This is a genomic window from Chitinophaga sp. 9-1-y (assembly GCF_059511905.2).
In genome coordinates, this window is record NZ_CM197955.1 from 7,580,172 (window position 1) to 7,605,786 (window position 25,615).

22 protein-coding genes and 2 tRNA genes are annotated in these 25,615 nt (G+C 45.2%); 18 read left to right on the top strand and 6 right to left on the bottom strand.

Annotated elements, in window-relative coordinates; translation table 11 throughout:
* The first annotated feature begins 133 nt into the window (after nucleotides 1–133).
* A complete protein-coding gene (locus AC5ZC7_RS30245; protein ID WP_496161135.1) occupies nucleotides 134–685 on the top strand; it encodes a carboxymuconolactone decarboxylase family protein in 552 nt (183 codons plus the stop codon).
* A gap of 65 nt (nucleotides 686–750) precedes the next feature.
* Nucleotides 751–1,638 carry a helix-turn-helix domain-containing protein gene (locus AC5ZC7_RS30250; RefSeq protein WP_496161136.1) on the top strand — a complete coding sequence of 296 codons (888 nt, stop codon included), beginning with the start codon at nucleotides 751–753 and terminating at the stop codon, nucleotides 1,636–1,638.
* A gap of 30 nt (nucleotides 1,639–1,668) precedes the next feature.
* On the opposite strand, the gene AC5ZC7_RS30255 is transcribed toward AC5ZC7_RS30250, so the two are convergent.
* Together AC5ZC7_RS30255 and AC5ZC7_RS30260 are read right to left on the bottom strand one after the other, a co-directional pair.
* Nucleotides 1,669–2,301 (bottom strand): DUF3267 domain-containing protein, encoded by a 633-nt coding sequence (locus tag AC5ZC7_RS30255; RefSeq protein WP_496161137.1) that lies wholly within the window; start codon nucleotides 2,299–2,301, stop codon nucleotides 1,669–1,671.
* Nucleotides 2,237–3,280, bottom strand: a complete 1,044-nt coding sequence (locus tag AC5ZC7_RS30260; RefSeq protein ID WP_496161138.1) for a tetratricopeptide repeat protein — start codon at nucleotides 3,278–3,280, stop codon at nucleotides 2,237–2,239. The genes AC5ZC7_RS30255 and AC5ZC7_RS30260 overlap by 65 nt, the downstream gene beginning before the upstream one ends.
* A gap of 248 nt (nucleotides 3,281–3,528) precedes the next feature.
* On the opposite strand from AC5ZC7_RS30260, the gene AC5ZC7_RS30265 reads away from it, so the two are divergent.
* The 8 genes from AC5ZC7_RS30265 to AC5ZC7_RS30300 all read left to right on the top strand — a co-directional run bounded on the left by AC5ZC7_RS30265 (nucleotide 3,529) and on the right by AC5ZC7_RS30300 (nucleotide 12,534).
* Nucleotides 3,529–3,873, top strand: coding sequence for a DUF7674 family protein (locus tag AC5ZC7_RS30265; protein ID WP_496161139.1), 345 nt, complete (start codon nucleotides 3,529–3,531; stop codon nucleotides 3,871–3,873).
* Between the two features lie 107 nt (nucleotides 3,874–3,980).
* Complete coding sequence (locus AC5ZC7_RS30270; RefSeq protein ID WP_496161211.1) at nucleotides 3,981–4,058, top strand: potassium-transporting ATPase subunit F; 78 nt, start codon at nucleotides 3,981–3,983, stop codon at nucleotides 4,056–4,058.
* A 53-nt stretch (nucleotides 4,059–4,111) separates the two neighbouring features.
* Nucleotides 4,112–5,824, top strand: coding sequence for a potassium-transporting ATPase subunit KdpA (kdpA, locus tag AC5ZC7_RS30275; protein ID WP_496161140.1), 1,713 nt, complete (start codon nucleotides 4,112–4,114; stop codon nucleotides 5,822–5,824).
* Between the two features lie 20 nt (nucleotides 5,825–5,844).
* On the top strand, nucleotides 5,845–7,890 hold the full coding sequence (kdpB, locus tag AC5ZC7_RS30280; protein WP_496161141.1) for a potassium-transporting ATPase subunit KdpB: 2,046 nt from the start codon (nucleotides 5,845–5,847) through the stop codon (nucleotides 7,888–7,890).
* Nucleotides 7,891–7,915: 25 nt separating this feature from the next.
* Nucleotides 7,916–8,479 (top strand): potassium-transporting ATPase subunit KdpC, encoded by a 564-nt coding sequence (kdpC, locus tag AC5ZC7_RS30285; RefSeq protein WP_496161142.1) that lies wholly within the window; start codon nucleotides 7,916–7,918, stop codon nucleotides 8,477–8,479.
* Between the two features lie 132 nt (nucleotides 8,480–8,611).
* A complete protein-coding gene (locus tag AC5ZC7_RS30290) occupies nucleotides 8,612–9,700 on the top strand; it encodes an outer membrane beta-barrel protein (protein WP_496161143.1) in 1,089 nt (362 codons plus the stop codon).
* Nucleotides 9,701–9,709: 9 nt separating this feature from the next.
* Entirely contained in the window at nucleotides 9,710–10,834 is a 1,125-nt protein-coding gene (locus AC5ZC7_RS30295) for a sensor protein KdpD (protein WP_496161144.1), read from the top strand.
* Nucleotides 10,831–12,534: an ATP-binding protein gene (locus AC5ZC7_RS30300; protein ID WP_496161145.1), complete on the top strand. Its 1,704-nt coding sequence runs from the start codon at nucleotides 10,831–10,833 to the stop codon at nucleotides 12,532–12,534. The genes AC5ZC7_RS30295 and AC5ZC7_RS30300 overlap by 4 nt, the downstream gene beginning before the upstream one ends.
* Here the strand turns inward: AC5ZC7_RS30300 and AC5ZC7_RS30305 are convergent.
* Nucleotides 12,531–15,473, bottom strand: coding sequence for a PAS domain S-box protein (locus AC5ZC7_RS30305; RefSeq protein WP_496161146.1), 2,943 nt, complete (start codon nucleotides 15,471–15,473; stop codon nucleotides 12,531–12,533). The two genes, AC5ZC7_RS30300 and AC5ZC7_RS30305, sit on opposite strands and share 4 nt — an antisense overlap.
* A 283-nt stretch (nucleotides 15,474–15,756) precedes the next feature.
* On the opposite strand from AC5ZC7_RS30305, the gene AC5ZC7_RS30310 reads away from it, so the two are divergent.
* A complete protein-coding gene (locus AC5ZC7_RS30310) occupies nucleotides 15,757–16,461 on the top strand; it encodes an outer membrane beta-barrel protein (protein WP_496161147.1) in 705 nt (234 codons plus the stop codon).
* A 123-nt stretch (nucleotides 16,462–16,584) separates the two neighbouring features.
* Here AC5ZC7_RS30310 and AC5ZC7_RS30315 read toward each other — a convergent pair whose 3' ends face one another.
* Both AC5ZC7_RS30315 and AC5ZC7_RS30320 read right to left on the bottom strand, forming a co-directional pair.
* Nucleotides 16,585–17,361, bottom strand: a complete 777-nt coding sequence (locus tag AC5ZC7_RS30315; protein ID WP_496161148.1) for an enoyl-CoA hydratase-related protein — start codon at nucleotides 17,359–17,361, stop codon at nucleotides 16,585–16,587.
* A 22-nt stretch (nucleotides 17,362–17,383) separates the two neighbouring features.
* Complete coding sequence (locus tag AC5ZC7_RS30320; RefSeq protein ID WP_496161149.1) at nucleotides 17,384–19,411, bottom strand: prolyl oligopeptidase family serine peptidase; 2,028 nt, start codon at nucleotides 19,409–19,411, stop codon at nucleotides 17,384–17,386.
* 186 nt (nucleotides 19,412–19,597) lie between these two features.
* On the opposite strand from AC5ZC7_RS30320, the gene hflX reads away from it, so the two are divergent.
* The 5 genes from hflX to AC5ZC7_RS30345 all read left to right on the top strand — a co-directional run bounded on the left by hflX (nucleotide 19,598) and on the right by AC5ZC7_RS30345 (nucleotide 23,226).
* The gene (hflX, locus tag AC5ZC7_RS30325; protein WP_496161150.1) at nucleotides 19,598–20,788 is read left to right on the top strand and encodes a GTPase HflX; all 1,191 of its coding nucleotides are present in this window, start codon (nucleotides 19,598–19,600) and stop codon (nucleotides 20,786–20,788) included.
* Entirely contained in the window at nucleotides 20,788–21,129 is a 342-nt protein-coding gene (locus AC5ZC7_RS30330; RefSeq protein ID WP_496161151.1) for a Rieske 2Fe-2S domain-containing protein, read from the top strand. The genes hflX and AC5ZC7_RS30330 overlap by 1 nt, the downstream gene beginning before the upstream one ends.
* A gap of 68 nt (nucleotides 21,130–21,197) precedes the next feature.
* Nucleotides 21,198–22,832 (top strand): glycosyltransferase family 39 protein, encoded by a 1,635-nt coding sequence (locus AC5ZC7_RS30335; protein ID WP_496161152.1) that lies wholly within the window; start codon nucleotides 21,198–21,200, stop codon nucleotides 22,830–22,832.
* Nucleotides 22,833–22,981: 149 nt separating this feature from the next.
* Nucleotides 22,982–23,055 (top strand) — tRNA-Asn (locus tag AC5ZC7_RS30340).
* 97 nt (nucleotides 23,056–23,152) lie between these two features.
* A tRNA-Asn gene (locus tag AC5ZC7_RS30345) sits at nucleotides 23,153–23,226 on the top strand.
* A gap of 73 nt (nucleotides 23,227–23,299) precedes the next feature.
* On the opposite strand, the gene AC5ZC7_RS30350 is transcribed toward AC5ZC7_RS30345, so the two are convergent.
* On the bottom strand, nucleotides 23,300–23,881 hold the full coding sequence (locus AC5ZC7_RS30350) for a suppressor of fused domain protein (protein WP_496161153.1): 582 nt from the start codon (nucleotides 23,879–23,881) through the stop codon (nucleotides 23,300–23,302).
* Between the two features lie 199 nt (nucleotides 23,882–24,080).
* Here AC5ZC7_RS30350 and AC5ZC7_RS30355 point away from each other — a divergent pair, with 199 nt between their 5' ends.
* Both AC5ZC7_RS30355 and AC5ZC7_RS30360 read left to right on the top strand, forming a co-directional pair.
* Nucleotides 24,081–24,626: a hypothetical protein gene (locus AC5ZC7_RS30355; RefSeq protein WP_496161154.1), complete on the top strand. Its 546-nt coding sequence runs from the start codon at nucleotides 24,081–24,083 to the stop codon at nucleotides 24,624–24,626.
* A 422-nt stretch (nucleotides 24,627–25,048) separates the two neighbouring features.
* Entirely contained in the window at nucleotides 25,049–25,615 is a 567-nt protein-coding gene (locus AC5ZC7_RS30360) for a dihydrofolate reductase family protein (RefSeq protein WP_496161155.1), read from the top strand.

Sequence of the window (25,615 nt, forward strand, 5' to 3'; positions counted from 1 at the left end):
TATGCCCCTACCCCTCTGGGAAAATTGTCCATGTGATAGCGCCAATCCTGCATGGCGTACCTGGTTGTTTTGGGCCAATTTTGTGCTATCAATAACAACGACTTAAAATCTTCACCAGTAAAAACTTAAAAACATGGCACGATTAACTGCATTAAATCCCGACACCACTACCGGTAAAGCCAAAGAATTATTTAACGCCGTACAAGGCAAACTCGGCGTAGTTCCCAATATGATGCGCACAATGGGCAATTCTCCTGCCCTGCTGAATGGATATCTCCAACTAAGTGGAGCACTTGGCGGCGGAACGCTGGGCGCCAAAACAGGCGAACTGATTGCCCTGGCGGTGGGAGAAAGTAATAGCTGCGACTACTGCCTGTCTGCCCACACTTTTATAGGGGCTAACCTGGTAAAAGTTGACGCCGGCACGTTAACTGACGCCAGAGAAGGGAAAGCCGCAGATGCTAAAACCCAGGCTATCCTTCAATTTGCCCAAAAGCTGGTGAGCAAAAATGGTCGTGTGAGTAATGACGACCTGGAAGAAGTGAAAGCAGCAGGTGTAACAGAAGGTGAGATTGGTGAAGTAATAGGACATGTAGGATTAAATATCCTGACCAATTATTTTAATCATACCGCTGAAACGGAAATAGACTTTCCTCCGGTAGCTGCGCATGCTACAATAGTTTAAATTTACGGATGTAAATAAGCAGGTGAAAGTGCACGCACCTGCCTATTACTAAACTAACCAGTATTATGGACACGTCTACGGCCTATACACTTACAGATCCGGCTACAGGAAACCTTGCGCTGAAGCTATTCTCCTTTGAGAATAACAATCACTTTGACCATGTGCAGCGTAATAATTACTATTCGGTGATTTGGATACACCAGGGAAGTGGAAAATTGAAATCAGATTTTTCAGCGTATGATTTTGGAGATAATAACCTGTTGGCATTCGCTCCTTATCAGCCGTTTATGTTGTGTACCACTTCCCAACTGACTGGTATCGCATTGCAATTTCACCCTGATTTTTTCTGTATTCATATGCATCATAAAGAGGTATCCTGCAATGGTGTGTTATTTAATAATATTTACCAGGCGCCTTATGTGAAAGTGGATAGCGCTGCTGCCGCTACTTTCAATATGATTATTGAACAAATGAAGCTGGAGATGAAACACAAGGAATTAGCGCAGTATGATGCCCTTATCTCCTATCTCAAAATATTCCTGGTAACCGCTTCCAGGTTGAAAATTCAGCAGCAGGAGGAGTTGAATTTACTTTCGGATAGCCAGTATAAAGAACCCCTTATATTACAACAACTGAAAGATGCGATTGAAGGCAATTTTAAAATGAAACACAGTGCCGGCGACTATGCCGCACTGCTTAATATTTCTACGAAGGCCCTTGGCCGTATTACCAGGACCCATTTCAATAAAACCATTACGCATCTCATTGCTGAACGTATTATTGTAGAAGCCAAAAGAGAGCTGTATCTGACGAATAAGGCGGTAAAGGAAATTGCTTTTGAGCTGGGGTATGAAGATGAGTTTTATTTTAGCCGCTTCTTTAAGGCGAATACGGATGTGTCGCCGCAGCTGTTTCGTAATACGGTGGGTTTTGGACGCGCTGAGACCGCATAAAAAAAGGAGCGATTGGTATCGCTCCTTTTTTTATGCACATAAACTAACAATCAGTTTTGGTAGCCCTATGGCCACCGCTATTCCGTAAGCCAGATCCAGCCAGAAGAAAGAGCCCAGCGCACCTATCATAATTAATCCCGCAACAGGAACGGCCAGTATTTTAAGCCATATCGGTGTATCTTCCCCATGCCAGAGGGTTTGCCACATGCTTTTTGCATCGCCGAGGCTGGGAAAAGAATGCATGGCAATGCTAACGCCGAGGTATAATAAGATATAATCGAAGATGGTGCCGGACTCAAATTGCACTATCGGGATGACCGCCGGAAAAGCAATGATGAAGCCCAGGATGGTGTTGACGAAAAATGGTCCTATACTGATCATCAGTTGATGTACAGGGTTACGTGGTATTTCGTGAATCACATATCCGGCAGGATTAGCGACCTGGAAATATTTTACCTCAAATATGGCTACGCCGAACAAACGGCAGAAAAGCTGGTGTGCAAATTCATGTACAATTACACCCGGAAAGGTGATGACGGTGATAAGGATACCGGGAACAAAAAACATATTGATAAATTTTTGAGTTTTGGGGAGATGATTACCGGTAACTGATTTTACCACTGAAGATGCCTGCCATTTCCGCAATGGTGGCAGAGTCTGCATCTGGCATCGTTTTCATTTTTGTAAATAGCTGGTCCCGCTCCTTCGGTTTGTTATTGAAGTGGTCGGCTACCGCCAAGGTATATACGCTGGATGCTGCATCTGGATTGAGCTCATAGGCGATGAGGGCTTTTTGGAGCGCTTCCTTATCGTGTTTCTGTTTTAACAGTGTTTTTGCGATTCCGGCAATGGCATAATGTGCTTCTGCATTTTGCTTCAGCAGGTCTTCGCAGAGCTTTATGGATTCATCATATTTTTTCTCCTCTCTATAAGTATTGGCCAACCATAAGGAGGCGAAACGGAAATCCGGGTGATCCTTCACCAATTTACTAAACAGGCTATCCGCCTGGGTATAGTTTTCCTGATTGAAAGCACTTCTGCCTAACATAAAAGCAGCGCAGGGATCTTCCGGATGTTTGGTACAATAGGTGGTCAGTTGTTGATGATATACCGGATTACTTTCTGCGATCTGGCTAATAGAAGCGGAGAAAGCAGTATCGTGTAAACGATAATACTGAAAAACGCCCATGGCAGCATTGGCCTCTTCAATCAGCTCCTTGTTATCACTTTTTTTATCGGCCATGACTGTCAGCATGCTGTCTACTTCTACTAAATTATCACTTTGTATGGCCGCAATCAGATAGTGTGCGCCAGCTTCAAAGTTGTTGGGAAATTCCTGCAACACTTTCGCCAGTAGCTTTTTCTCCGTAATATAATGATGTGTTTTTTCCGCTTTGAGCGCCCGCTCATAGGTGACCCCTGCTTTGAGGTATTTAGGCAAATTATACCCGGAAATTAAAAAGAGCAGTGCTACACCAACGGCTCCCCATTTTACACTGTTCAATACCGGGTAACGACTAAATTGTTTCCTGCATTCTTTACAAAGCGGTGTCAGATAGCCCGGCTCGGTTTCGGGATTATTACAATTATGACAACCTGGTTTTGGGGCTGGTGTCGATGATAAGGCATTCACTTCATCCATAGAAAAATAGGTTTAGGTATCGGGAATGGGTATACTACAATTGGACGCCAAGGTAGGAAAACACTTTCATTTCTGCATACACCCTACCATTTCTGCATGGTTTCGGGAACCGTACTGCGAACCCTATCTCCCGAAATTATTATTTAAATAACTGATAATCAATTGTATAAGATAAAATAAAACCCCGTTACGGCATACTGGCACTCCGCTGGCATTACCCCATTTGTATCAAAAACAAATTGATCCATATGCTACCAGACTCGAAAATCTCTCAACTGATAGGTTCGCAGATACCAGGGGTAACTTTCCCGGCAGAGCAACAAGTTCCCGCAAGAGGTTCCATCAGTAAAGTGATTCACACCTTTGCTGACTATACCGGCCGGATGATACGTAATGAACAATTACATGAGGTGAAGCGTTGCTTTCATGTAGCCGGTGTGCTGTATCATAATGGAAGTAGTGCCTTGCGGAACGCCATCGAAAGTGCATTTATGTACACGTTGTCCCCCCTGATCTGTGGAAAGCATAAGGAATTACTACCGCTGTCGCTGAAGAATGTAAGGATCCAGCATTTACAAACAATCGCTATATAAAACACTTTTTATGATGATGACTATTCTTTTGGTATTGGCAGGACTGGCCTGCTTTGCTGTATTCTTCAAATCGGTAGACTATTTCGAAAAGATCTAACACAATTATTATGACTGCATTATTTGTTTTATCGCTTTTCGTTTTCGGCTACATGGTATATGTACTGTTGAAACCTGAAAAGTTCTGATTGGGGTAGCAACTCCCATGCCTATACGCAACGCTTTTTAACTAACTATAGCAATGACAACAGACATTTTAGGCGTAATTGCCACCTACGGCATCACGCTGTTACTCGCCTGGCCTCTCTCCAGGTACATCGTAAAAGTATTCAGGGGTGAGCGGACCTGGTCCGACTTTATGGCGCCACTGGAACGCCTCTTCTTCAAAATATCCGGTATCAATCCCAAAGAGGAAATGAACTGGAAAGACCACATGAAAGCCTTGCTGACAATCAATCTCGTGTGGTTTGTATATGCTTTCTTCGCTTTAATGTTCCAGGATAAACTGCCCCTGAACCCGGATGGAAACCCCGGCCAGTCGGCAGATCTGGCGTTTAATACCGCCATCAGTTTCGTGGTAAACTGTAACCTTCAACACTATTCCGGCGAAACCGGGGTGACCTACTTCACACAATTATTTGTACTGGCCTTCCTGCAGTTTGTAAGTGCTGCAACTGGTATTGCCGCACTGGTAGTAGTGTTTAAGGCCATGAAGGAAAAAACCACTACTAAGCTGGGTAACTTCTGGGATATTTTCCTGAAAACCATTACCCGTATCCTGTTACCGCTCAGTATTGTTATTGCACTCATCTTTATATTCAATGGTATGCCTGCCAGCTTCGCCGGTAAAGATACCGTGGTGACCATGCAGGGCGATACCGTGAACGTATCCCGTGGTCCTGTAGCTGGATTTGTGGCCATTAAGCACCTGGGAACTAATGGTGGTGGCTTCTTTGGCGCCAACTCTGCCCACCCACTGGAAAATCCTAACTACGTTACCTGGATGACCGAAATGGTGGCGCAGGTAGTACTGCCTATTGCCATGGTATTTGCGCTGGGCTTGTTTATACAGAAAAGGAAATTCGCCAACGTCATATTCGGGATCATGACAATCGGTATGATTTGTTTATTGATCCCATCGATGCAGCAGGAAATGGCGGGTAACCCGGCCATCGCCAAAATGGGCATTCACCAGTTGACGGGGGCCATGGAAGGTAAGGAGGTGCGATTCGGCGCCGCCGCCACCGGTTATTGGAGTACCGTTACCACTATTATCTCCACCGGTTCCGTATGCGGATGGCACGATAGCACCATGCCGATGACCGGTTTGATGCAGCTCCTGGGTATGATGCTGAACTGCCTGTATGGTGGTTGTGGCGTAGGTATCCTGAACTACTACATCTACATTATTATCGCGGTATTTATATCCGGACTCATGGTAGGCCGTACACCGGAATTCATGGGCCATAAACTGGAAGCGAGGGAAGTAAAGATTGCGGCAATTATTACGCTGTTATCACCTTTCCTGATCCTGGCAGGTACTGCGTTATCCTCTTATATGTTATCGCATCATCCGGATGTGAACTGGGCGGTGAAGCCAACGGCATGGCTAAACAACCCCGGTTATCACGGATTCTCGGAGATGCTGTATGAGTATACTTCTGCTAATGCCAATAATGGTTCTGGTTTTGAAGGTTTGGGAGATGGTAACGTATTCTGGAACGTTTCTACCGGATTTGTGCTGATCCTCGGCAGGTTCCTGCCCATTATAGGACCAGTGGCAATTGCAGGTTTGATGGCATCCAAGAAATACATCCCTGAATCTGCCGGTACGCTGAGAACAGATTCACTCACTTTCGGAGCCATGACATTTGCGGTAATCGTTATTCTCACTGCCCTGTCTTATTTCCCGGCACTGGCCCTGGGTCCTATCGCAGAGTATTTTTCCCTGTAATTTTTTAATGACTGACTACCATGAAGCATGATAATAAATTGTTTCCGAAAGAGCTGGTGATGGAGAGCCTGAAACAGTCGTTCGTGAAACTGAATCCAAAACTGATGATTAAAAACCCGGTGATGTTCACCGTGGAAGTAGGTACCGCTGTAATGCTGATAGTAGCACTGTATGCCATCTTTACCGGCAGCCGTGAACAGGGCAGTGCTGCTTACAACGTAGCTATTTTTGTAGTGCTTTTCCTCACCGTGTTATTTGCCAACTTCGCAGAAGCCATTGCAGAAGCGCGTGGTAAAGCACAGGCAGAAAGTCTCCGTAAAACGAGAGAAGAAACACCAGCGAAAAAAATAGAACTGATCGGTGAAATATTCACCAACGAAATTAAAATCGTTTCTTCTGCTTCCCTGCGTAAAGGCGACATCTTTGTATGTGAAGCCGGGGATATTATTCCGGCAGATGGAGAAATAGTGGAAGGCCTCGCCAGCATCGATGAATCGGCCATTACCGGCGAAAGCGCCCCGGTGATCCGTGAAGCCGGTGGTGATAAATCAAGTGTGGTAGGTGGTACCAAAGTATTATCCGATCACATTAAAGTAAGAGTAAGTACCGAAGCCGGTGAATCTTTCCTGGATAAAATGATTGCCCTCGTAGAAGGCGCCAGCAGACAGAAAACACCGAATGAAATTGCGCTGACGATCCTGTTAGCCAGCTTCACCCTGGTATTTATCATCGTGTGCGTAACGCTGAAACCTTTTGCAGACTATGCCCAAACGCCTATCACCATTGCCGCATTCATTTCTTTGTTTGTGTGCCTGATTCCAACTACCATTGGAGGTTTGTTATCAGCCATCGGGATAGCAGGTATGGACCGGGCTTTGCGTGCCAACGTGATTACTAAATCCGGTAAGGCCGTAGAAACCGCCGGAGATATAGATGTGCTGTTGCTTGATAAAACAGGTACTATCACCATTGGTAACCGTAAGGCTACTAACTTCTACGCTACCAATGGTGTTTCCAACGAAGAATTTATTCGTCTCTGTGCACTCAGCTCCTTATCAGATGAAACGCCGGAAGGTAAATCCATCGTGGAACTGGCAGGTAAAGAGGTAGTGAATAAATTATCGGTGAGCGGCGCCAGCCTGGTGAAATTCACCGCCGAAACCCGCAGCAGCGGTATTGACCTCCCTGATGGTAACCGCATCCGTAAAGGTGCTTACGACGCTATCAGACGCCTCGCTGAGAAAGAAGGGTACACCTTCCCTGCCGAAACCCTGGCAAAAGTAGAAGCCATTTCTAAAGATGGTGGTACGCCGCTGGTAGTATCGCTCAATAGTAAAGTTCAGGGCGTTATTGAACTGCAGGATATCATCAAACCCGGTATCAGCGAACGTTTCGACCGTTTGCGTAAAATGGGTGTGAAAACCGTAATGGTGACCGGTGACAACCCGCTGACCGCGAAATTTATTGCCAATAAAGCAGGTGTGGACGACTTCATCGCAGAAGCCAAGCCGGAAGATAAAATGAGCTATATCCGCAAGGAGCAAAACGAAGGCCGCCTCGTAGCCATGATGGGCGACGGTACCAACGATGCCCCTGCCCTCGCCCAGGCCGATGTAGGAGTAGCCATGAACAGCGGTACCCAGGCGGCTAAAGAAGCCGGTAATATGGTGGACCTGGACAATGACCCTACCAAGCTGATTGAAATAGTGGAAATCGGTAAACAGTTGTTGATGACACGCGGTACCCTTACCACCTTCTCTATTGCGAATGACGTGGCGAAGTATTTTGCGATTGTTCCTGCCTTGTTTGTGGCGTCTATACCCGCTTTGCAAGGTATTAACATCATGAAACTGCATAGTCCTGAAACCGCCATTTTGAGCGCCGTTATTTTCAACGCCATCATTATACCGTTGTTGATTCCATTGGCATTGCGTGGTGTGGCTTACAAGCCTATCGGCGCCAGCGCCCTGCTCCGCAGAAATCTGCTGATCTATGGTGTAGGTGGTATTATTGCTCCTTTCATCGGTATCAAGTTGATTGATATGTTGATGGCGCTGTTCATGTAATTCTAAATGATAAAAATTTAAAGAGATGAAAAAGTATCTTTTGCCTGCTATAAAACTCACTTTAATACTGGTAGTACTGTTGGGTGGAATATATCCTTTGTTCCTGGCAGGCGTGGCCAAAATGGCTCCTGGTGGTGGTGATGGCATAAAGGTGATGCGGAATGGGAAAGTAGTGGGTTACGAAAATATTGCGCAGAAATTTTCTGATGATAAGTACTTCCAGCCCCGTCCATCTACTGTGGATTATAATGCTGCCAGTTCCGGTGGCTCCAATAAATCAGCTGGTAATCCCGACTATTTGAAAACAGTACAGGAAAGAATAGACAGCTTTATGGTGCATAACCCGGATGTAAAAAAATCCGATATCCCTGCGGAACTGGTTACCGCTTCTGCCAGCGGTCTTGACCCGCACCTCAGTCCGGAAGCGGCTTATGTACAAATACCACGTGTTGCCAAACACAGAGGTATTTCAGCGGATCGCCTGAAGCAACTGGTGGATGCCAACACCAAACCACCTGTACTGGGGGTATTGGGAGTAGCTACTGTTAATGTGTTAAAATTGAATATCGCGCTCGATGAGTTGAAGTAAGTTGAGCGCTGTCCTCTTATTCCTGTCACCTGTGAATATCCTATGATTAACTATCTTGCCTGGCAATTCGTCGCAGCGAATTGCCAGTGTTAACAACACCAGCTACCTATATTTTAAAAGTCAACTTGAAAGATGAAAAAAATTCTATTACTGGCCGGCGCGCTGGCAGCAGCTATTACTATGTTTGCCCAGGACGCTCCGAAAACAGACAACGACAAAAGCAAAAGTAAAATTACATTCTCCGGGTACGCCGAGGCGTACTATAGCTACGATCTGAATCAGCCGGAGAACCACACCAAGCCGGGATTTCTGTACAACTATAATCGTCATAATGAGCTGAATCTGAACCTGGCCATGGTAAAGGCTAATTATACTTCCGATCGTGTACGCGCTAACGTAGGCCTGATGGCTGGTACCTACCCGCAATACAACCTGTCGTCAGAACCTACCCTGATGCAGTATGTATACGAAGCCAACGTCGGTATTCGTGTAGGCAAAAACGTTTGGATTGATGCAGGGGTGATGCCATCGCATATTGGTTTTGAAAGCGCTATCGGGAAAGACTGCCCTACCCTCACCCGCAGCATTATGGCGGAGAATACGCCTTATTATGAAACCGGCGCAAAAGTAACCTGGACGCCTAACGACAAATGGACTTTCGCCGCCATGTACCTCAATGGATGGCAGCGGATCAAGCGCGTAGATGCCAACCAAACCCCTAATTTTGGTACACAAATCACCTTTAAACCATCGGATAAAATATTACTGAACTGGAGTACCTACATCGGTAATGATCTCCCGGACAGTACCCGCCAGATGCGCTATTTTAATGATGTTTATGGTACCTTTAATATATCGGAAAAATTTAGTCTTACTGCCGGATTTGACTTTGGACTGCAACAAAAAGCGAAGGGATCTTCTGATCTGAACAACTGGTACAGCCCAATTATCATCGGTAAGTATGCGTTTACTAAAAAGTTTGCCATGGCGGCCCGTGTAGAACATTACAATGATCAACATGGCGTAGTCATTAACACCGGCACAACAAACGGTTTCCAAACAACCGGCTATTCACTGAACCTCGACTTTACCCCGGTGGATAATGTGATGTTCAGACTGGAAGGAAGAACATTTGATGGGAAAGACAAAACCTTTATGAAGGGCACAGAATTGAAGAATACCAATACCGCCATCACCGCCTCACTGGCAGTATGGTTCTAAGCACCTCATATGACAGATAAAGAACACTCGGTACAGCATTTTCTTAACCTGGCCAATCGCGCCGGCAGAGGTAAGTTTAAGATTTACATTGGCATGAGTGCTGGTGTGGGAAAAACCTATCGCATGTTGCAGGAAGCACATGCCATGTTGAGAAATGGGGTAAACATCCAGATTGGTTACATTGAAACACATGGGCGTGCGGAAACGCATGCCCTGCTGGATGGGTTGCCCCAAATACCCCGCAGACAGGTATTTTACAAAGGGAAAATGCTGGACGAGATGGATCTCTCCGCTATATTACTCCTCGCCCCCGAATGGGTAGTAGTAGATGAATTGGCCCACAGCAACATCCCCGGTTCAAAAAATGAAAAGCGCTGGCAGGATGTGGTAGACCTGTTGAATGCGGGTATTAATGTGTTGTCTGCCGTAAACATCCAGCACATTGAAAGCATTAACCAGGAAGTGAAATCTATTACCGGCGTGGAAGTGCAGGAACGTATCCCTGACCTGATATTGCAGATGGCCGATGAAGTAGTAAATATTGACCTGACAGCAGACGAGCTAATTACCCGTTTGAAAGAAGGTAAAATTTATGATCGTTCCAAAGTAGATAGTGCCCTGAGTAATTTTTTTCAGGCAGATAAAATCCTGCAACTGCGGGAGCTGGCACTGAAAGAAGTAACCACACAGGTAGAAAGGAAAGTGGAAACGGAGATCCCCCGTAACCTGCAAATGCGCCATGAGAGCTTCCTGGCATGTATTTCTACCAATGATGAAGTAGCCAGGAAAGTAATCCGGAAAACCGCCCGGCTGGCGGCGTATTATCACGCCGACTGGTTCGTATTGTATGTGCAGGTACCTGGAGAAAGTTCTGATAAAATAGCACTGGCTGCGCAACGTCATCTTATTAATAACCTGAAACTGGCTACAGAACTTGGTGCAGAAGTAATCCAGGAACATAGTGCCAAAGTTTCAGAAGCTATCATTAACATTGCATTACAAAAGCGGGTCACTACCATTTGTATGGGAAAGCCACATATTAGTCTTTTCCGTATCATTTTGCGTACCAACCTCTTTAATCAGTTGTTGAAAACGCTTTCTTCAAACGATATCGATATCATCATATTATCATGAGTAAGTTCAGGCTAAAAACAAAGATTACGCTGGGGGTATTGTTCCTCTACATCATGCTGCTGCTGGTGAGCATACTCGGTTATTACTACCTGAACCGCCTGAACGAAAAGGCGAAGTTTATTCTCAAGGATAACTACGAATCATTGGAGTATGCCAAAAATATGTTGGTGGCTTTGGAAGATTTGCCACAACATCGTACGCAGGCCATGGCCGTTTTCTCCGATAACCTGAAAAAACAGCAGGCCAACGTAACGGAAAGAGGTGAAAAAGATGCTACGGCAGAAGTAACCCGCATTTTTCAACTACTGCAAAAAGATACTACTACCGATGTAGGCGCGATTAAGAAAAGTATTTATACCATCATGGACCTCAATATGGCCGCCATTGTTGGTAAAAATGAGAAAGTAAAGAAAACAGCCGACAATGCCCTGATGTATATTGCTATCATCAGCGGCGTTTGTTTTTTGTTGGGCTTTACATTTGTGTATAACTTCCCGGGCTACATCGCTAACCCTATCCACGCCTTAACAGAAGGGATCAAAGGCATTGCCAATAAGCAATACACCAAACGACTTTACTTTACTTCCAGTGATGAATTCGGGGAGCTGGCCGCTGCGTTCAACACCATGGCACAGCGACTGGATGAGTATGAACATAGTAACCTTGCCCGCATTATGTTTGAAAAACAACGGGCAGAAGCCGTGATAGGCAGTTTAAAAGATGCCACCATCGGTTTTGATGTAAACAACATCATTCTGTTTGCTAATACCCAGGCGTTACAGCTGTTAAGTTTGCCGGAGAAAGATGTCATTGGTCAATCCGCCGCCGAGGTGTCTAAACGCAATGACCTGTTGCGTTTCCTGATGACCAACTCAGAAAATGCGCCACTCAAGATTGTAGTAGACGGCAAAGAGTGCTTCTTCACCCGGGAAACAACGGATATAAAACATGAAGAAACACGTATAGGCTATGTGGTTATATTGAGAAATATTACCACTTTCAAAGAACAAGACATTGCCAAAACACACTTTATTGCCACTATTTCACATGAACTGAAAACACCACTGGCCGCATCAGACTTTAGTATCAAGCTACTGGAAGATGAAAGAACCGGTACCCTGAACCATGAGCAGAAAGAACTGGTGGACAGCATGAAACAGGACAACCGGCGTATGATTAAAATTGTAAGTGAGTTGCTGGATTTATCGCAGGTAGAAAGCGGTAACATACAATTGCAACCGCAGCCTGTTGCCGCATTTAATATTGTGCAATATGCCATGGATACAGTACAGAAGCAGGCCGCACAACGGGAAGTGACCATTCGTATTAATGTGCCTGATAATTTGCCGAAGGTATTGGCCGATGTGGAAAAAACGGCGTGGGTGTTAGTCAACCTGCTCACCAATGCTATCCGGTATTCAACACATGGCGCAGCCATAGACCTGGCGGTATCATCCACAGGTACCGAAATGGTGTCCTTTGTAGTACAGGATTACGGTAATGGTATTCCTGCTGCTTTCCGGGGCCGGATTTTTGAACGGTTTTTCCAGGTACCTGGTATGAAAGGACATAAAGGCAGTGGTCTGGGGTTGGCCATCAGTAAGGAGTTTATTGAAGCACAGGGCGGTATTATAGGAGTAGAGAGCGAAGAAGGTAAAGGCAGCCGTTTTTACTTTACGCTCCCTGAGGCGATTGCTTAACACTGATCCACATGTTCTTTGATCAGGGGGGCATGCTGATAATAGGTTTGCATAATTTCGTTGAGGCGTGGTAGTATGGTATCGAGATTTTCTTCCAGCCGGGCGTCTCTTTCTATACTATAGGCCATATTGGAGGCATGTTGTAGCCCTGCCACGTTCAGGTTAAATTTCATTTGATGCGCCAGCATGTATAGTGGTTGCCAGTTTTTCTCTGCCACCAGTTCATTCATTTCCTGGAACTTTTTGGGGATACTGTCGAGCAATTCGCCCAATAATATCTTCACATGTTCCTTTTCACCCGACATCATGTTGTATACGGTGGAGAGGTCGATAGAACTTGCTACGGGCGTGGTAGTGTTTATTTTTGTATCCGGCTCCGGCACCTGTTCTCCCAATCCTTTGAGGATTTTATGAAATAGATCATCTCTATCAAAGGGCTTGGAGATATAGTCATTCATACCAGCCTTCAAGCAGCGTTCCTTCTCTCCTTTCAGTGCGGAGGCGGTCATGGCAATGATACAGGATTGGATGCCTTTGTTGCGGATGGCCTGGGTAGTTTGATAGCCGTCCATGCCCGGCATTTGGATATCCATAATGATGCAGTCGTACTGTTTGTAATCCACCATTTCCAATGCGGCTTTGCCACTGTTGACTACATCAGTTCTGGCGCCGGCGTTGCGTAAGGTATGGTATACTACCTGTTGATTGATATCGTTGTCTTCTACCACCAGGATGGTTTTGCCCTGGAGTGGTTTGTCGATACGCACCAGGTTTACTTTTTCATCTCTCTCATTTATTTCTCCATCACCCCTGGTAAAGGGTAATTCAAAGTAAAAGCAGGCGCCTTCATCGAGTTGGCTATCCACGCGGATAGCGCCTTTTTGTAACTCTATTAGTTCCTTGCTGATCGCCAGCCCCAGGCCGGTGCCGCCAAATTTCCGGGTATTATCGGTATGTGATTGAGAGAAGCTATGGAAAATCATCGCATGTTGTTCGGGAGCGATACCAATACCGGTATCTTTTATTTCGAAGCCCAGTGTGAGGGTAGCCGTTTCTTTGTTTTCCGCCACCAGTGATACTTTCACCATTACCTTGCCATGATGGGTGAATTTAATGGCGTTTTCCACGAGGTTAGTTAATATCTGTGCGAGCCTGATTTCGTCGCCCAGGAGGAAGGTGGGAACGGCGTTATCTATTTCATCAAAGAAGGATAATCCTTTTTGCTGGGCCTGTAGTTTCAGTGGAAAGAGGGTATTATCGATCACCTCATATACGTCGAAAGATTCGTTTTGCAGGTGTAGTTTACCGGCTTTTATTTTAGAGAAGTCAAGGATTTCGTTAATGATAACCAGCAGGTGATTTGCGGATGTTTTGATAGCGCTGGTGTATTCCAGCTGGGAGGTGGTGAGTTGTTGCTGCATGAGGAGGTTCGTCATGCCAATGATGCCGTTCATGGGCGTACGAATTTCGTGGCTCATATTGGCGAGGAACATTTCCTGTGCATTTACTGCTTCCTGCGCCTGCTTATTGGCCTCTTCTACAGCGATGATATATTGGGCTTTTTCTGTGAAGTCGGTTCCGATGCCACAGATGCCTATCATTTCGCCTTCCGCATTGCGTAATGGAAATTTGGTGATGATGAAATGATATTCGATGCCATTGTGGGTAATAATATCTTCTACTTTTACCCTGGATTTGGTGGCGAGTACTTCTTTGTCGAGGGCCGCATATTTGGCTACCCAGTCGTACGGAAGCTCCGCGTCTGTTTTGCCGATAACGTCTTTTTTCTGCACCCCATGCATTTCTGTAAAGCGGTTGTTGACGAGGAGGTATTTCCCTGGCATGTCTTTAATAAACATCATAGCGGGCATGTAGTCAACAATGGCGTCCAGTCGTTTCTGGAGGTACATGGACTGGTCCTCATTCCGTTTCTCCTTATCGATATCGCGGACAATGCATTGAAATTCTTTAATGAAGCCGTCTTCGTTGTAGATAAGTGTGGCGAGTTGTTCTACCCATTTTTTGGCGCCTGATTTAGTGATGATTTCAAATTCGATGAAGGTATAGTCGTCGCCGTTTTGTACCTGTTGGGCATAAAAATCTTCGAGTCGTTTCCAGGTATCGGGGTCAAGGAAGATAGAATAGTGTTGTCCTATGAGTTCTGTGGCGGTGTAGCCGGTGATTTCCGTAGTGCGTTTGCTTACGGAGGTGAAAATGCCGTCCAGTCCGGATTTGAACAGAATGAGTTCTGTTTCTTCGGCCAGGCGCATAAAGGATTGTTCTCTTTTATACAGGCGGTTTGCCCGGCTTTTTAGCTTCAGGAAGAGGCGGTATATATAGCGGGATTCTCCCAGTAGAAGCACCAGTGTAAAGAGGCTGATGATAACGGTGGTCCAGAAGGAGTAGCGGGTGTATTGATTATCTTTTTCTACACGGGCAGTGAGTTTGCGACGATTTTCCTGGATATATTCATTGACGATTTTCCGGATATTGGTCTTTAGTATGGTTTCTTGTTCCGCAGTAACGAGTTGTTTGGCCAGGGTAGGCTGGGTAGTGGCTATTGCAAGAATATGTTGATTGTAGGCATTTTTTTCTTCCAGTACTGTTTGCAGGTTGGTCAGTATACGCCGGGAGGCAGTATCGTTTTCTGTATTTCCCCGCATATTATTCAACAGGGATTTCATGCTGTCTGGTAAGAGATAAGCGGCTGCCGGCATGGATGATTTGTCCATGAGCAGCATATCCCGGATATAGCTGGTGTAGTTAGTTTCCAGGATGGAGATGGTTCTTACCTGGTCTATTTCTGTACTTGTTTGTACCATGAGTTCGGCCGCACTTTTACTTCTTTTTTGTACCATCCAGGCGTAGTATATAAATCCGGAGAGCGCCATTAACACTACCAGTACGAGTACCAAAACAGTATTTATAATTTTTTTCATGCGTAGATTTCAAGGACCCATTAAAAGCATTGGTAGGGGTGATGGCCTTAATGGAGGATTATTTATTTAAATTAAGTTTTTTTGCGCCAATATTGCTATTCATCTTGTTCAGTATGGATGGGGGTAGATCAGGAAAAGATTATGGCAGCAATATCACTTTTTCTGTAACTTTCGGCCCGGTAAGCTATAATACGGAACATGTTTTTGCAATATTTTAACCAATTGTGTTACAATCATTCCATTATATTTGCCTAATATTCTTTTTCCTAAGTATGTATCTTATATGAAGAAAATAATTTTTACCCTGGGTCTGATAGCTGTTTCTATTGGAGTTTTCGCGCAGGATGGTGGCTCGCCGATGAATAAAGCGGTTAATAAGGTTACCCATTCCAACGACTTTTTGATGATACAGTTGTCTTACGATGGCTGGGCTGGTAAGCCAGATGGTATTAAGACCGGCCTGAACAGGGGTTTTAATATGGCGTTGATGTATGATTTCCCGTTTAAGAAATCCAAACTGAGCATGGCTGCGGGTTTAGGCATTAGTACCAGTGGTATTTACCTGAAAGACAACAGCATGGACATCATGGGAACGGTAAATAAAGGCCAGGTATCATTCCCTGCTTCTACCAATAAGAAGAATAAAGTTGCTACCACCTACCTGGAAATTCCATTGGAATTAAGGTATCGTAGTGTACCGGATAATGCCAATAAAGGCTTCAAAGCGGCTATTGGTCTGAAAGTAGGTGCGCTGGTAGATGCACATACAAAAACCAAACTTACCGCTCCAAATGGCAGCAAAACCATTGAGAAGGATGCTAATCGTGGATTCTTTAACCCATGGCGCTTTGCAGCAACCGCCCGTGTAGGTTATGGTAATTTTGCCTTGTTTGGTGCTTATTCCCTGAATCCATTGCTGAAAGACAGCAACAATGGTGGCTGGGAAATCAAACCGTATTCAATAGGTCTCTGCATTAGCGGATTGTAATAAAGCTTAAAGCAGAAAGCAGAAAGCAAAAAGCTATTAAAGCGAATGACCAGAGCGAGTAGTTAAATTACTCATCCGCTCTGGTCATTCGCTTTAATAGCTTTTTGCTTTCTGCTTTCCGCTTTAAGCTCCTTTAAATACCGGCTTTCTCTTTTCAATAAAGGCCAATATTCCTTCGGCATTATCGGCAGAATTACCTGCTATTTCCTGGCAATAGGCTTCGTAGTCGAGCACATTGTCCAGGTTGTCTGTCATGCCTTTTGTCAGCATTTTCTTCATCAGGGCGATAGCTTTCGTTGGTGCGGCGGCGTAATAGGCTGCTTCGGCCTGTACGGCGGCATCCAGCTCGGTGGCCGGCACTACTTTATTGACCAGTCCCATTTGCAGGGCTTCCGGCGCCGTGATTTTGGTGGCTTTGGTGGCCAGTTCAAATGCACGGTGGTAGCCTACAGTACGGGGCAGGAAGTAGGATGAGCCGGAATCCAGCACAAGGGCTATATTCACAAATATTTCAATCATGGTAGCTTCCTCGCTGGCGATGATCATATCGCAGGCCAGGGCGAGGGAGCAGCCGGCGCCAGCCGCTACCCCATTGAGCCGGCATATCACCGGCTTAGGCATGTTGCGGATGGCGCGTATAATAGGATTATAACGTTTATGTAGCGACTCACTCAAATCACGTTTCCCGGACTCCATAGAAGCCTTGAGGTCTTGCCCGCTGCTGAAGGCCTTCCCGGCTCCTGTCAGCACTACCACTCTCACGGAGGCATCCTTCTCCACCTTTTTTAGTGCGTCCTGCAGTTCATAGCTGAGCGGATCATTGAATGCATTATATACTTCAGGTCTGTTGAGTGTGATGGTAGCAATACCATCCTGGATATCCATTAATAAAGCCGCCATGGTAGCTGGATTGTTTGGTGATTTACAGGGTTTCTTTCAGCCAGTTAAAGAATTCACGCTGCCATGCAATGGCATTTTGTGGTTTTAATACCCAGTGGTTTTCTTCCGGGAAGTAGAGCAATTTGCTCTTGATGCCTTTCAACTGTGCCAGCTGGAAGGCTTGCAGGCCCTGCTCAATAGGTACACGGAAGTCGATGCCACCCTGGATAATCAGGATAGGTGTATTCCACTTGTTGGCGTGTTCACTTGGATTGAAGTTTTTGTATTCATTGGCATTGGCCGGATCCCAGTACGCACCGATGTCCCAGTTGGCAAACCACAGTTCTTCGGTAGTGCCATACCAGCTTTTCAGGTCAAAGAGACCATCATGTGCGATAAAGGATTTGAAACGGTTTTCGTGTACACCTGCCAGCATGTATACAGAGTATCCGCCGTAGCTGGCGCCTACAGCGCCTAAGCGGGATTTATCCACGTAGCTTTCTTTACTAACATCATCAATAGCGCTCAGGTAGTCGCGGATGGGTTGTCCGCCCCAGTCTTTGCTGATGGAGGCATTCCATTCCACCCCATGTCCGGGCATTCCCCTTCTGTTGGGAGCTACTACTATATAGCCCTGGGAAGCCATCAGCTGGAAGTTCCAGCGATAGGAATAAAACTGTGAAACGGCTGATTGTGGTCCGCCCTGGCAATACAGGAGGGTAGGATATTTTTTTGCCGGATCAAAGTCGGGTGGGTAGATGACATAGGTCAGCATGTCTTTCCCATCGGTGGTTTTCACCCAGCGCTTGTCGATTTTGCACATACCTATTTTGTCGTAGGCGGCCTTGTTAACGCTGGTCAGCGCGGTGAGGGCGCCTTTTTGCAGGTCTACTGTGAACAGTTCGGCCGCATGGTTCATATCTGTGCGGGATACCACCATGGTATTGCCGGTTTGTGCCAGCATATCATTGATGTCGAAATCGCCGGTGGTTACCTGGCGTATATGCTTTTCCGTTGTTTGGGCGATATTTTTCTGCAGGGTAATTTCCAGCAGTTGTTCGGTGCCTTTGATCACCGCCAGGAAATATATTTTTTTACCGTCGTTGCTGAAGCGGGTAGCGCCGGCGGTGCCGTCCCAGCCTTTGGTAAGATTGGTAATAGTGCCGGTTGCACGATCCATGATGATGACATCATTTTTATCGGCTTCAAAGCCATCGCGGGCCATGCTTAACCAGGTAATGTATTTACCATCCTGGCTGAAAGCCGGGGCCATATCGTAGCCCATCATGCCTTGCGACAGGTTACGGGTAGCTTTGGTATCGAGGTTATATTCGTAGAGATCTGTATTGGTGCTGATGGCGTAATCTTTTCCGTACTTCTTTTTGGTAACGTAAATGATGCTTTTACCATCCTGGCTCCAGATCATGTCTTCGGGGCCACCGGAAGGCATTTGGGGGCAGTCGTATGGTTCATCTGCCATAATATCTACCGGCGTACCTACTTCCCCGTTATTGTAGGTTGCATAGAACACATGGGAGAAGTTACCATCTTCCCAGGTGTCCCAATGGCGGTAGTTCAGGTTATCATAGATCTGAACATTCGATTTAGGAAGGTCCGGGTAATGATCAACGCCTGCAATCTTCTTTACTTTCACTTCTTTCGAAAACAAGATATGCTTACCATCGGGAGAAATACGGATATTTTGCATACCGCCTTCCACATTGGTTTTCTGCACGGGGTTGGTGCCATCGGCATCCATTTCATACCACTGTCCTTTGAGGGAGTAGCCAATTTTATTGCCGGGCAATATGGCTACGTCGCCTTCTGCACCAGCGGTTTGGGTGAGCTGCTTTGGCGCGCCACCTGTTAGCGGAATGGCAAAGAGATTTTTCTCTCCTTTGTTTTCCGTCATATTAATCTGAGAAACGCCGTAGATCACGGTTTTGCCATCAGCACTGATGGCTTCTCCACTCACCCGGCCTAATTGCCACAGCAATTCGGGTGTCATCTTATCCTGGGCTACTGCCATAGTTGATATGAATAGTCCTGTCAGTAAAAAAGGTTTATACATGATGTCGAAAGGTTGTTTTGGATCGGGTAAATGTAGGAAGAAATAGGGACTGCCCGCTTACATTTCTTACCCGGGATTACACTGATTTTGATGATTTTTACCGAAATCAGGGGAATTCCGGGAAGAAAATCTATCGGCGTGTAAAGACTAAATTCTCTGTAAATTTGCAGCAAATTCAGAAATAACTTGATTGAAAAGAAACAAGTAGTAGAAAAAGAGGAAAGGGCCGTCATTGTAGGTGTTATCACCAAAGAGCAGACAGAGCGCCAGGTAAATGAATTCCTGGATGAGCTGGTGTTTTTGGCAGAAACCGCAGGGGCAACCACCGTAAAACGCTTTACCCAACGCCTGGCGCACCCCGACAGGGCTACGTTTGTAGGAAAGGGTAAGCTGGAAGAAATACATCAGTTTATTGCAGGCAGGGATATATCACTGGTTATCTTCGATGATGAGCTTACCGGCTCTCAGATTTCCAATATTGAAAAAGTGTTGAAAGTAAAGGTGATAGACCGTAGTGATCTTATCCTGGATATTTTTGCCCGCCGTGCACGCACCGCACAGGCCCGGGTACAGGTAGAACTGGCGCAGTACCAGTACATCCTGCCCCGCTTGCGTGGTATGTGGAGTCACCTGGAAAGGCAAGGAGGTGGTATCGGTAGCAGAGGTCCCGGTGAAACGGAGATTGAAACGGATCGCCGTATCGTAAAGGATAAAATTGCCCTGTTACGCAAAAGACTGGAAGACATCGACCGCCAATCCCTTACGCAGCGTAAGGAAAGAGGTGAGTTTATCCGGGTAGCACTGGTCGGTTATACCAACGTAGGCAAAAGCACCACCATGAATTTGCTCAGCAAAAGTGACGTGTTTGCCGAAAATAAGTTGTTTGCCACCCTCGACACCACTACCCGTAAGGTAGTATTTGAGCAAACCCCTTTCCTGCTCAGCGACACCGTAGGATTTATCCGCAAACTGCCGCATCACCTGGTGGAGAGCTTCAAATCTACGCTGGATGAGGTACGCGAAAGCGATATCCTGATTCATGTGGTGGATATTTCGCATCCGCAGTATGAAGAGCAGATTGAAGTGGTAAATCGTACCCTGCAGGAACTGAAAGCCTTTGAGAAGCCCACTATCATGATCTTCAATAAGATGGATCTGTACGAGGCCAATACCTTCGACCAATGGCTGGAACCCGAAATTAAACAGGATATCCTGGCTAACCTGAAACAGAACTGGGAAACCAAAACACAGGGTAACTGCGTATTCATTTCTGCCACAGAAAAGAGGAACATTGAAGAGTTGCGCCAAACCATCCTCGACAGGGTATCAAAACTCTACAAGGAGCGCTTCCCTTATAAAACAGAATTCTTCTACTAATGGCCAAAGAATATTCCTGGTATAAGTTAGATGAAGGCCAACTACCGTTTGCAGAGAAAGCGATCAGCGTTATGACTGTAAACGGCAAAAAGATTTGCTGTACCCTCCACGAGGGACGGCTTTTCGCCTTTGCGTATAAATGTCCGCATGCCGGTGGCATTATGGCCGATGGGGTGATTGATGCCGCCGGTAACGTGGTTTGTCCGCTACACCGCTACAAGTTTAGCCTGAAAAATGGCTACAATTGCAGCGGGGAAGGTTATTACCTGAAAACCTATCCCATAGAACAGCGTGAAGACGGCCCCTGGCTGGGTATGGAAAAAAGCGGCTGGTTCTGGTAAGCAATTATCTTTCTGTTAAGAGTGGCAGGTGTATTTGAAGTGCCGGCAGATGCCTGTAACTTTTCGGTATGCTGACCTCCCCTACAACTATCACACCCACCCGTAGATACGTGCTTACTGAAAAGCAGGTATGGCTACTGATAACCGCCATGGTTATACTGTTACAATTCAGCGCGCTGTTTGTACCTATCCTTGAGCCTGATGGCGCGCTCTATGCCGGTATTGCCAAAACCATGGTACTGAAACATGACTACTGGAACCTCTATGCAGATGGCCACGACTGGCTGGATAAACCCCACTTTCCTTTCTGGATAACCGCGTTGAGCTTTCAACTTTTTGGTATCCACACCTGGTCTTATAAATTGCCGGCTATCCTGTTTTTGTTGATGGGTGCAGCGTATACCTACCGGTTTGCCCGGTTGTTATACGATGAAAAGGTAGCCCGCTGGGCGCTTTGCATCTTGCTCACGGCTGAACACCTGGTTATTTCCAACAACGATGTACGGGCAGAGCCTTATCTCACCGGGCTTATTATCGCCGCGGTGTATCATTTTTATCGACGGGGAATACTCCTGGGAGCTGTTTTTACAGCCTGTGCTATCATGACCAAGGGCTTATTCGCCCTGGTGCCAATTGGCGCCGCTATTGGCGGCCAAATGCTGTTTACGCGCAACTGGAAAGAGCTGTTTCACCTTCGCTGGGTGCTGACCCTGGTGTTGGTGGCGTTGTTCATTGCGCCGGAGCTATATGCGCTCTACATCCAATTTGACGAGCATCCGGAGAAAGTTGTTTTTGGCAGTACCGGTGTTTCCGGCCTACGGTTTTTCTTCTGGGACAGCCAGTTTGGGCGTTTCATGAACACCGGGCCTATTAAGGGCGCCGGAGATCCCTTTTTCTTCTTTCATACCGTTCTGTGGGCTTTTCTGCCCTGGTCAGTGATGTTATATGCGGCGGTTATCATCTTCATAAAAAAATGGAAACAACAAAGGGAATATTATTGTATATGTGCCGCCCTGGCTACTTTTGCTTTGTTTTCGTTGTCCCGTTTTCAGTTGCCTCATTACCTGAATATCATCTTTCCTTTTTTTGCTATTCTTACCGCGCAGTATATTTTATCGCTGCAAAGCAGCAAGGGGCTTCAGTTTTTCCGGGTTACGCAATACACCATTATTATTCTGTTAGCGATAGGTGTAACGGTGATAGACCTGCTATATAAGCCAGCCATGGACTACGCCTGGCTCCTGCTGGCAGTGGCCATATGTGTACTGTATCTTCTTCTCCACTACTGGCTCGACAAATCCACCCGGCAGGCGATCTTTTATCGCACCGTGGCAGTGAGCATCCTGTTGAATGTATACCTGAATACCATCTTATACCCGGATATGATGCAATACCAAAGTGGAAGTACCGCTGCTGCGTATGCGAATACGTATCTTCCGGGACGCAGTATAGGGTTGTACCAGGCGAATTCCTATTCCTTCGACTTTTATTTAAAAGCGCCGGTATTACGTGCAGACACCGCTACGCCGCTCATTTTTACGACGCCGGAAGGTGTAACGGCACTACAGCAGCAAGGATATGCCTGTACCCTGATAAAATCGTTTCCTCATTTTTATGTGAGCAAGCTGGATTTGCCATTTGTCCGAAAGGTGACCAGGGCGGGTGTTTTAGGGGAAAGAATGCTGGTAGCGGTAAAAAAGTGAAAATTTTTATTATGAGCCAGATGTAGTGTGGTAGCTTGTTCTGTGCTATTTATCCCTGTTTTTTTGAAAAAGAATAGAATTAGATTTTGCAAAAATAAAAATTTACCTATTTTTGCAATCCCAAATCGCGTAAGCGGTACGGGAAACACTCCTCCTTAGCTCAGTTGGTTAGAGCATCTGACTGTTAATCAGAGGGTCGCTGGTTCAAGTCCAGCAGGGGGAGCAAAAAGCTGAAGTTCTTTTAGGGATTTCAGCTTTTTAATTTAAAAGTGAGAGGCGGATATTTTTAATTAGATCTGCCGCCGGAAAAGGAAATATATTCCTCCTTAGCTCAGTTGGTTAGAGCATCTGACTGTTAATCAGAGGGTCTCTGGTTCAAGTCCAGAAGGGGGAGCAGAAAATGAAAAGCCCCGCAAGCATTTGCGGGGCTTTTTTATTTTAATGCTCGCGGATAAGAGTACACTTTATCATTCTCCCGTTACCAGGCATTTTCGCAGCGGATTTATATAATCCAATTGCTTTTCTTCAAAAAGTTGTTCCAGCGCCTCACAACCATTTTCAATTTTATAATCTCTTTCTTCCTTTGTTATTGGAATGAGCCAATAACAGTGAATGTCATGGCCATCAACATTTAAAAGCCAGAAGTCCTGTTCGTCGAGATAGGGCAATGATATAAAAGCATGATCGCAGGTGGAATTATCCAACCAGGGCTGACCAATATTGATAGTATGATGGATATTTAAAGGAAGACCGTTTCTATGGTAAGAAGCGCAGTAAGTCATTAACTCCACCAATTGATTATCGGGTTTCGGAGAAAAAGCAAATAACTCAATCAGGTTATTATCTGTTCTGTCGGCAGACATGCCCACCGTGCAATAAATAAATATGTTATGGCGCTTGTTGGGAGGAATTTCGAGCACATAGAAGTTGGGATGTAATTTTTCTTTAGGGCCTTTATCAAGTACCTTCTTTGTTCCTTCAACACCAAAGTAATCCTGGTAATGTTGCTCAAGTTGATTTATATACCGTTCTGAATCTAATGCCTGCATTTTATTATAAAAAGACGTTTGAAAAATAAGACAATGGCGGAAGATACGATGTTTATAGTGCAATCAATTCAATGCCCTGCCAAAGAGGACTTGTTCTACTGAAGTGGCCGCTTGGGCCATTGTAATTGCTGCAAAATTTTCTTAACTTAGGTAATGTCAACCCAAATTGAACCCTATTTTTCAAGTTAAATTTCACGTAATGGATGATCAACAAATGTTTGACAAGAACACTGGAATTTTGTGGCAGGTAGCAAAATGGTTATTAAAAGTATTGATTTATTTCCCACTTATTATCACGTCATTTATCATTGTATCATCAATAATGAAAAAAGAGGTAACCAGCTTATTGGGGTTAGCCGTTGTTATTCTTGTCAGCTATATACTTTACTTGCTTGTCTACTTTGTTAAAGGGATACTCATCTGTTTGAAAAGCAATAATAAGTGGTTATGGATTTTGCCATTTATTATTTGTGTTGCATTTACCTGCGTGCTGCCAGTATATCTTGTGCTCGATCCTGTGGGGTACCTGGTAAAAAGTGCTAGTAATTCAGGTACTCCTCCCAGCATATTTAAATGGATATTTTCACTAGCTTTTGGTGTATATGTTTACTTCAGATATGACTTTCTGACTAATATTGCGCCTTCAATTGCTTTTCCTGCATATTCGGCAGGTATTAATCTTACCACATCGATATTAAGCAGGTCGTATCGGGTTAGTGCAAAAAAATCCAATGATCTAGTTTGATGACTAATAATTTGTGGCTGTAATGGCTTCATGCAAGTATGCTTCTAAGTATAGAACCTTATGAAGGTAAGAATTTCATATTCTGGATATGGGAGAGAAAAGAATATGGCCATTATATGTTTTTAGATATAATTAGATTTAATTTTTCTAGATTATACGTAAATACATATAATTTTTAATCGTTTTAAACACTGAAAAGCGAAGTATACTTCGCTTTTCAGTGTTTAAAAATTTCCAAAGTCAGAATTTGACATAGAAAGCGCAGTATATTGTGCTTTTGTAAATAGCGTTTTTTGACCTAGGCTATTTTTCATTTTAAACTTCGCAGCAATACTGTGAATACGACGCATTTCTCCTCTAAAATGTCTCACTTCCCCCCTCTCCCCCAACATCTTCTCCGCTAATTTTATAAAAAAAAGATCATGAGAAAGATTATCGTTACCGAATTCATCACCCTTGATGGTGTAATAGAAGCCCCGGGAGGCAATGAAACCCCTCATCCCCACGGAGGCTGGCAAATGCCATATAACGCTCCGGAAACTGGTAAATACAAAGTTGATGAGCTGGCATCTGTGGATGCTTTATTATTAGGCAGAACTACTTATGATGTGTTCGCGGGATATTGGCCGAATCAGACTGGTAAAGAGTTCGCTGATCCAATTAACCGGTTACCCAAATATGTGGTATCAAAGCACCTGGAAAAGGCGGAGTGGAACAATAGTCATATTCTTCGCGATGTGGCAACAGATGTTGCTGCGTTGAAGAATACCGCCGGAGGTAATATCCTCGTGTATGGTAGCGCCACGCTCGTCAAAGCCTTACTTCGTCATGACCTGGTAGATGAGTTGCGGTTAATGGTATTCCCTATCTCTATTGGTGGTGGGTTGCGATTATTCGATGACAACTTCGAATTAAAAAAATATACACTGAAGCATTCACAGGCTACCGACAAAGGCGTGTTGATGCTTGAATACCAGCCGATACGTTGA

Bases quoted from the DNA above. Each gene is read 5' to 3' on its own strand.
- AC5ZC7_RS30350 (WP_496161153.1), bottom strand. From the start codon at position 23,881: ATGCAGGCATTAGATTCAGAACGGTATATAAATCAACTTGAGCAACAT.
- AC5ZC7_RS30320 (WP_496161149.1), bottom strand. From the start codon at position 19,411: ATGTATAAACCTTTTTTACTGACAGGACTATTCATATCAACTATGGCA.
- AC5ZC7_RS30310 (WP_496161147.1), top strand. From the start codon at position 15,757: ATGAAGAAAATAATTTTTACCCTGGGTCTGATAGCTGTTTCTATTGGA.
- AC5ZC7_RS30290 (WP_496161143.1), top strand. From the start codon at position 8,612: ATGAAAAAAATTCTATTACTGGCCGGCGCGCTGGCAGCAGCTATTACT.
- AC5ZC7_RS30360 (WP_496161155.1), top strand. From the start codon at position 25,049: ATGAGAAAGATTATCGTTACCGAATTCATCACCCTTGATGGTGTAATA.
- AC5ZC7_RS30265 (WP_496161139.1), top strand. From the start codon at position 3,529: ATGCTACCAGACTCGAAAATCTCTCAACTGATAGGTTCGCAGATACCA.
- AC5ZC7_RS30250 (WP_496161136.1), top strand. From the start codon at position 751: ATGGACACGTCTACGGCCTATACACTTACAGATCCGGCTACAGGAAAC.
- AC5ZC7_RS30315 (WP_496161148.1), bottom strand. From the start codon at position 17,361: ATGGCGGCTTTATTAATGGATATCCAGGATGGTATTGCTACCATCACA.
- AC5ZC7_RS30260 (WP_496161138.1), bottom strand. From the start codon at position 3,280: ATGGATGAAGTGAATGCCTTATCATCGACACCAGCCCCAAAACCAGGT.
- AC5ZC7_RS30335 (WP_496161152.1), top strand. From the start codon at position 21,198: ATGCTGACCTCCCCTACAACTATCACACCCACCCGTAGATACGTGCTT.
- AC5ZC7_RS30295 (WP_496161144.1), top strand. From the start codon at position 9,710: ATGACAGATAAAGAACACTCGGTACAGCATTTTCTTAACCTGGCCAAT.
- AC5ZC7_RS30330 (WP_496161151.1), top strand. From the start codon at position 20,788: ATGGCCAAAGAATATTCCTGGTATAAGTTAGATGAAGGCCAACTACCG.
- AC5ZC7_RS30245 (WP_496161135.1), top strand. From the start codon at position 134: ATGGCACGATTAACTGCATTAAATCCCGACACCACTACCGGTAAAGCC.
- AC5ZC7_RS30305 (WP_496161146.1), bottom strand. From the start codon at position 15,473: ATGAAAAAAATTATAAATACTGTTTTGGTACTCGTACTGGTAGTGTTA.
- AC5ZC7_RS30300 (WP_496161145.1), top strand. From the start codon at position 10,831: ATGAGTAAGTTCAGGCTAAAAACAAAGATTACGCTGGGGGTATTGTTC.
- AC5ZC7_RS30270 (WP_496161211.1), top strand. From the start codon at position 3,981: ATGACTGCATTATTTGTTTTATCGCTTTTCGTTTTCGGCTACATGGTA.
- kdpC (WP_496161142.1), top strand. From the start codon at position 7,916: ATGAAAAAGTATCTTTTGCCTGCTATAAAACTCACTTTAATACTGGTA.
- kdpA (WP_496161140.1), top strand. From the start codon at position 4,112: ATGACAACAGACATTTTAGGCGTAATTGCCACCTACGGCATCACGCTG.
- AC5ZC7_RS30355 (WP_496161154.1), top strand. From the start codon at position 24,081: ATGGATGATCAACAAATGTTTGACAAGAACACTGGAATTTTGTGGCAG.
- kdpB (WP_496161141.1), top strand. From the start codon at position 5,845: ATGAAGCATGATAATAAATTGTTTCCGAAAGAGCTGGTGATGGAGAGC.
- AC5ZC7_RS30255 (WP_496161137.1), bottom strand. From the start codon at position 2,301: ATGCAGACTCTGCCACCATTGCGGAAATGGCAGGCATCTTCAGTGGTA.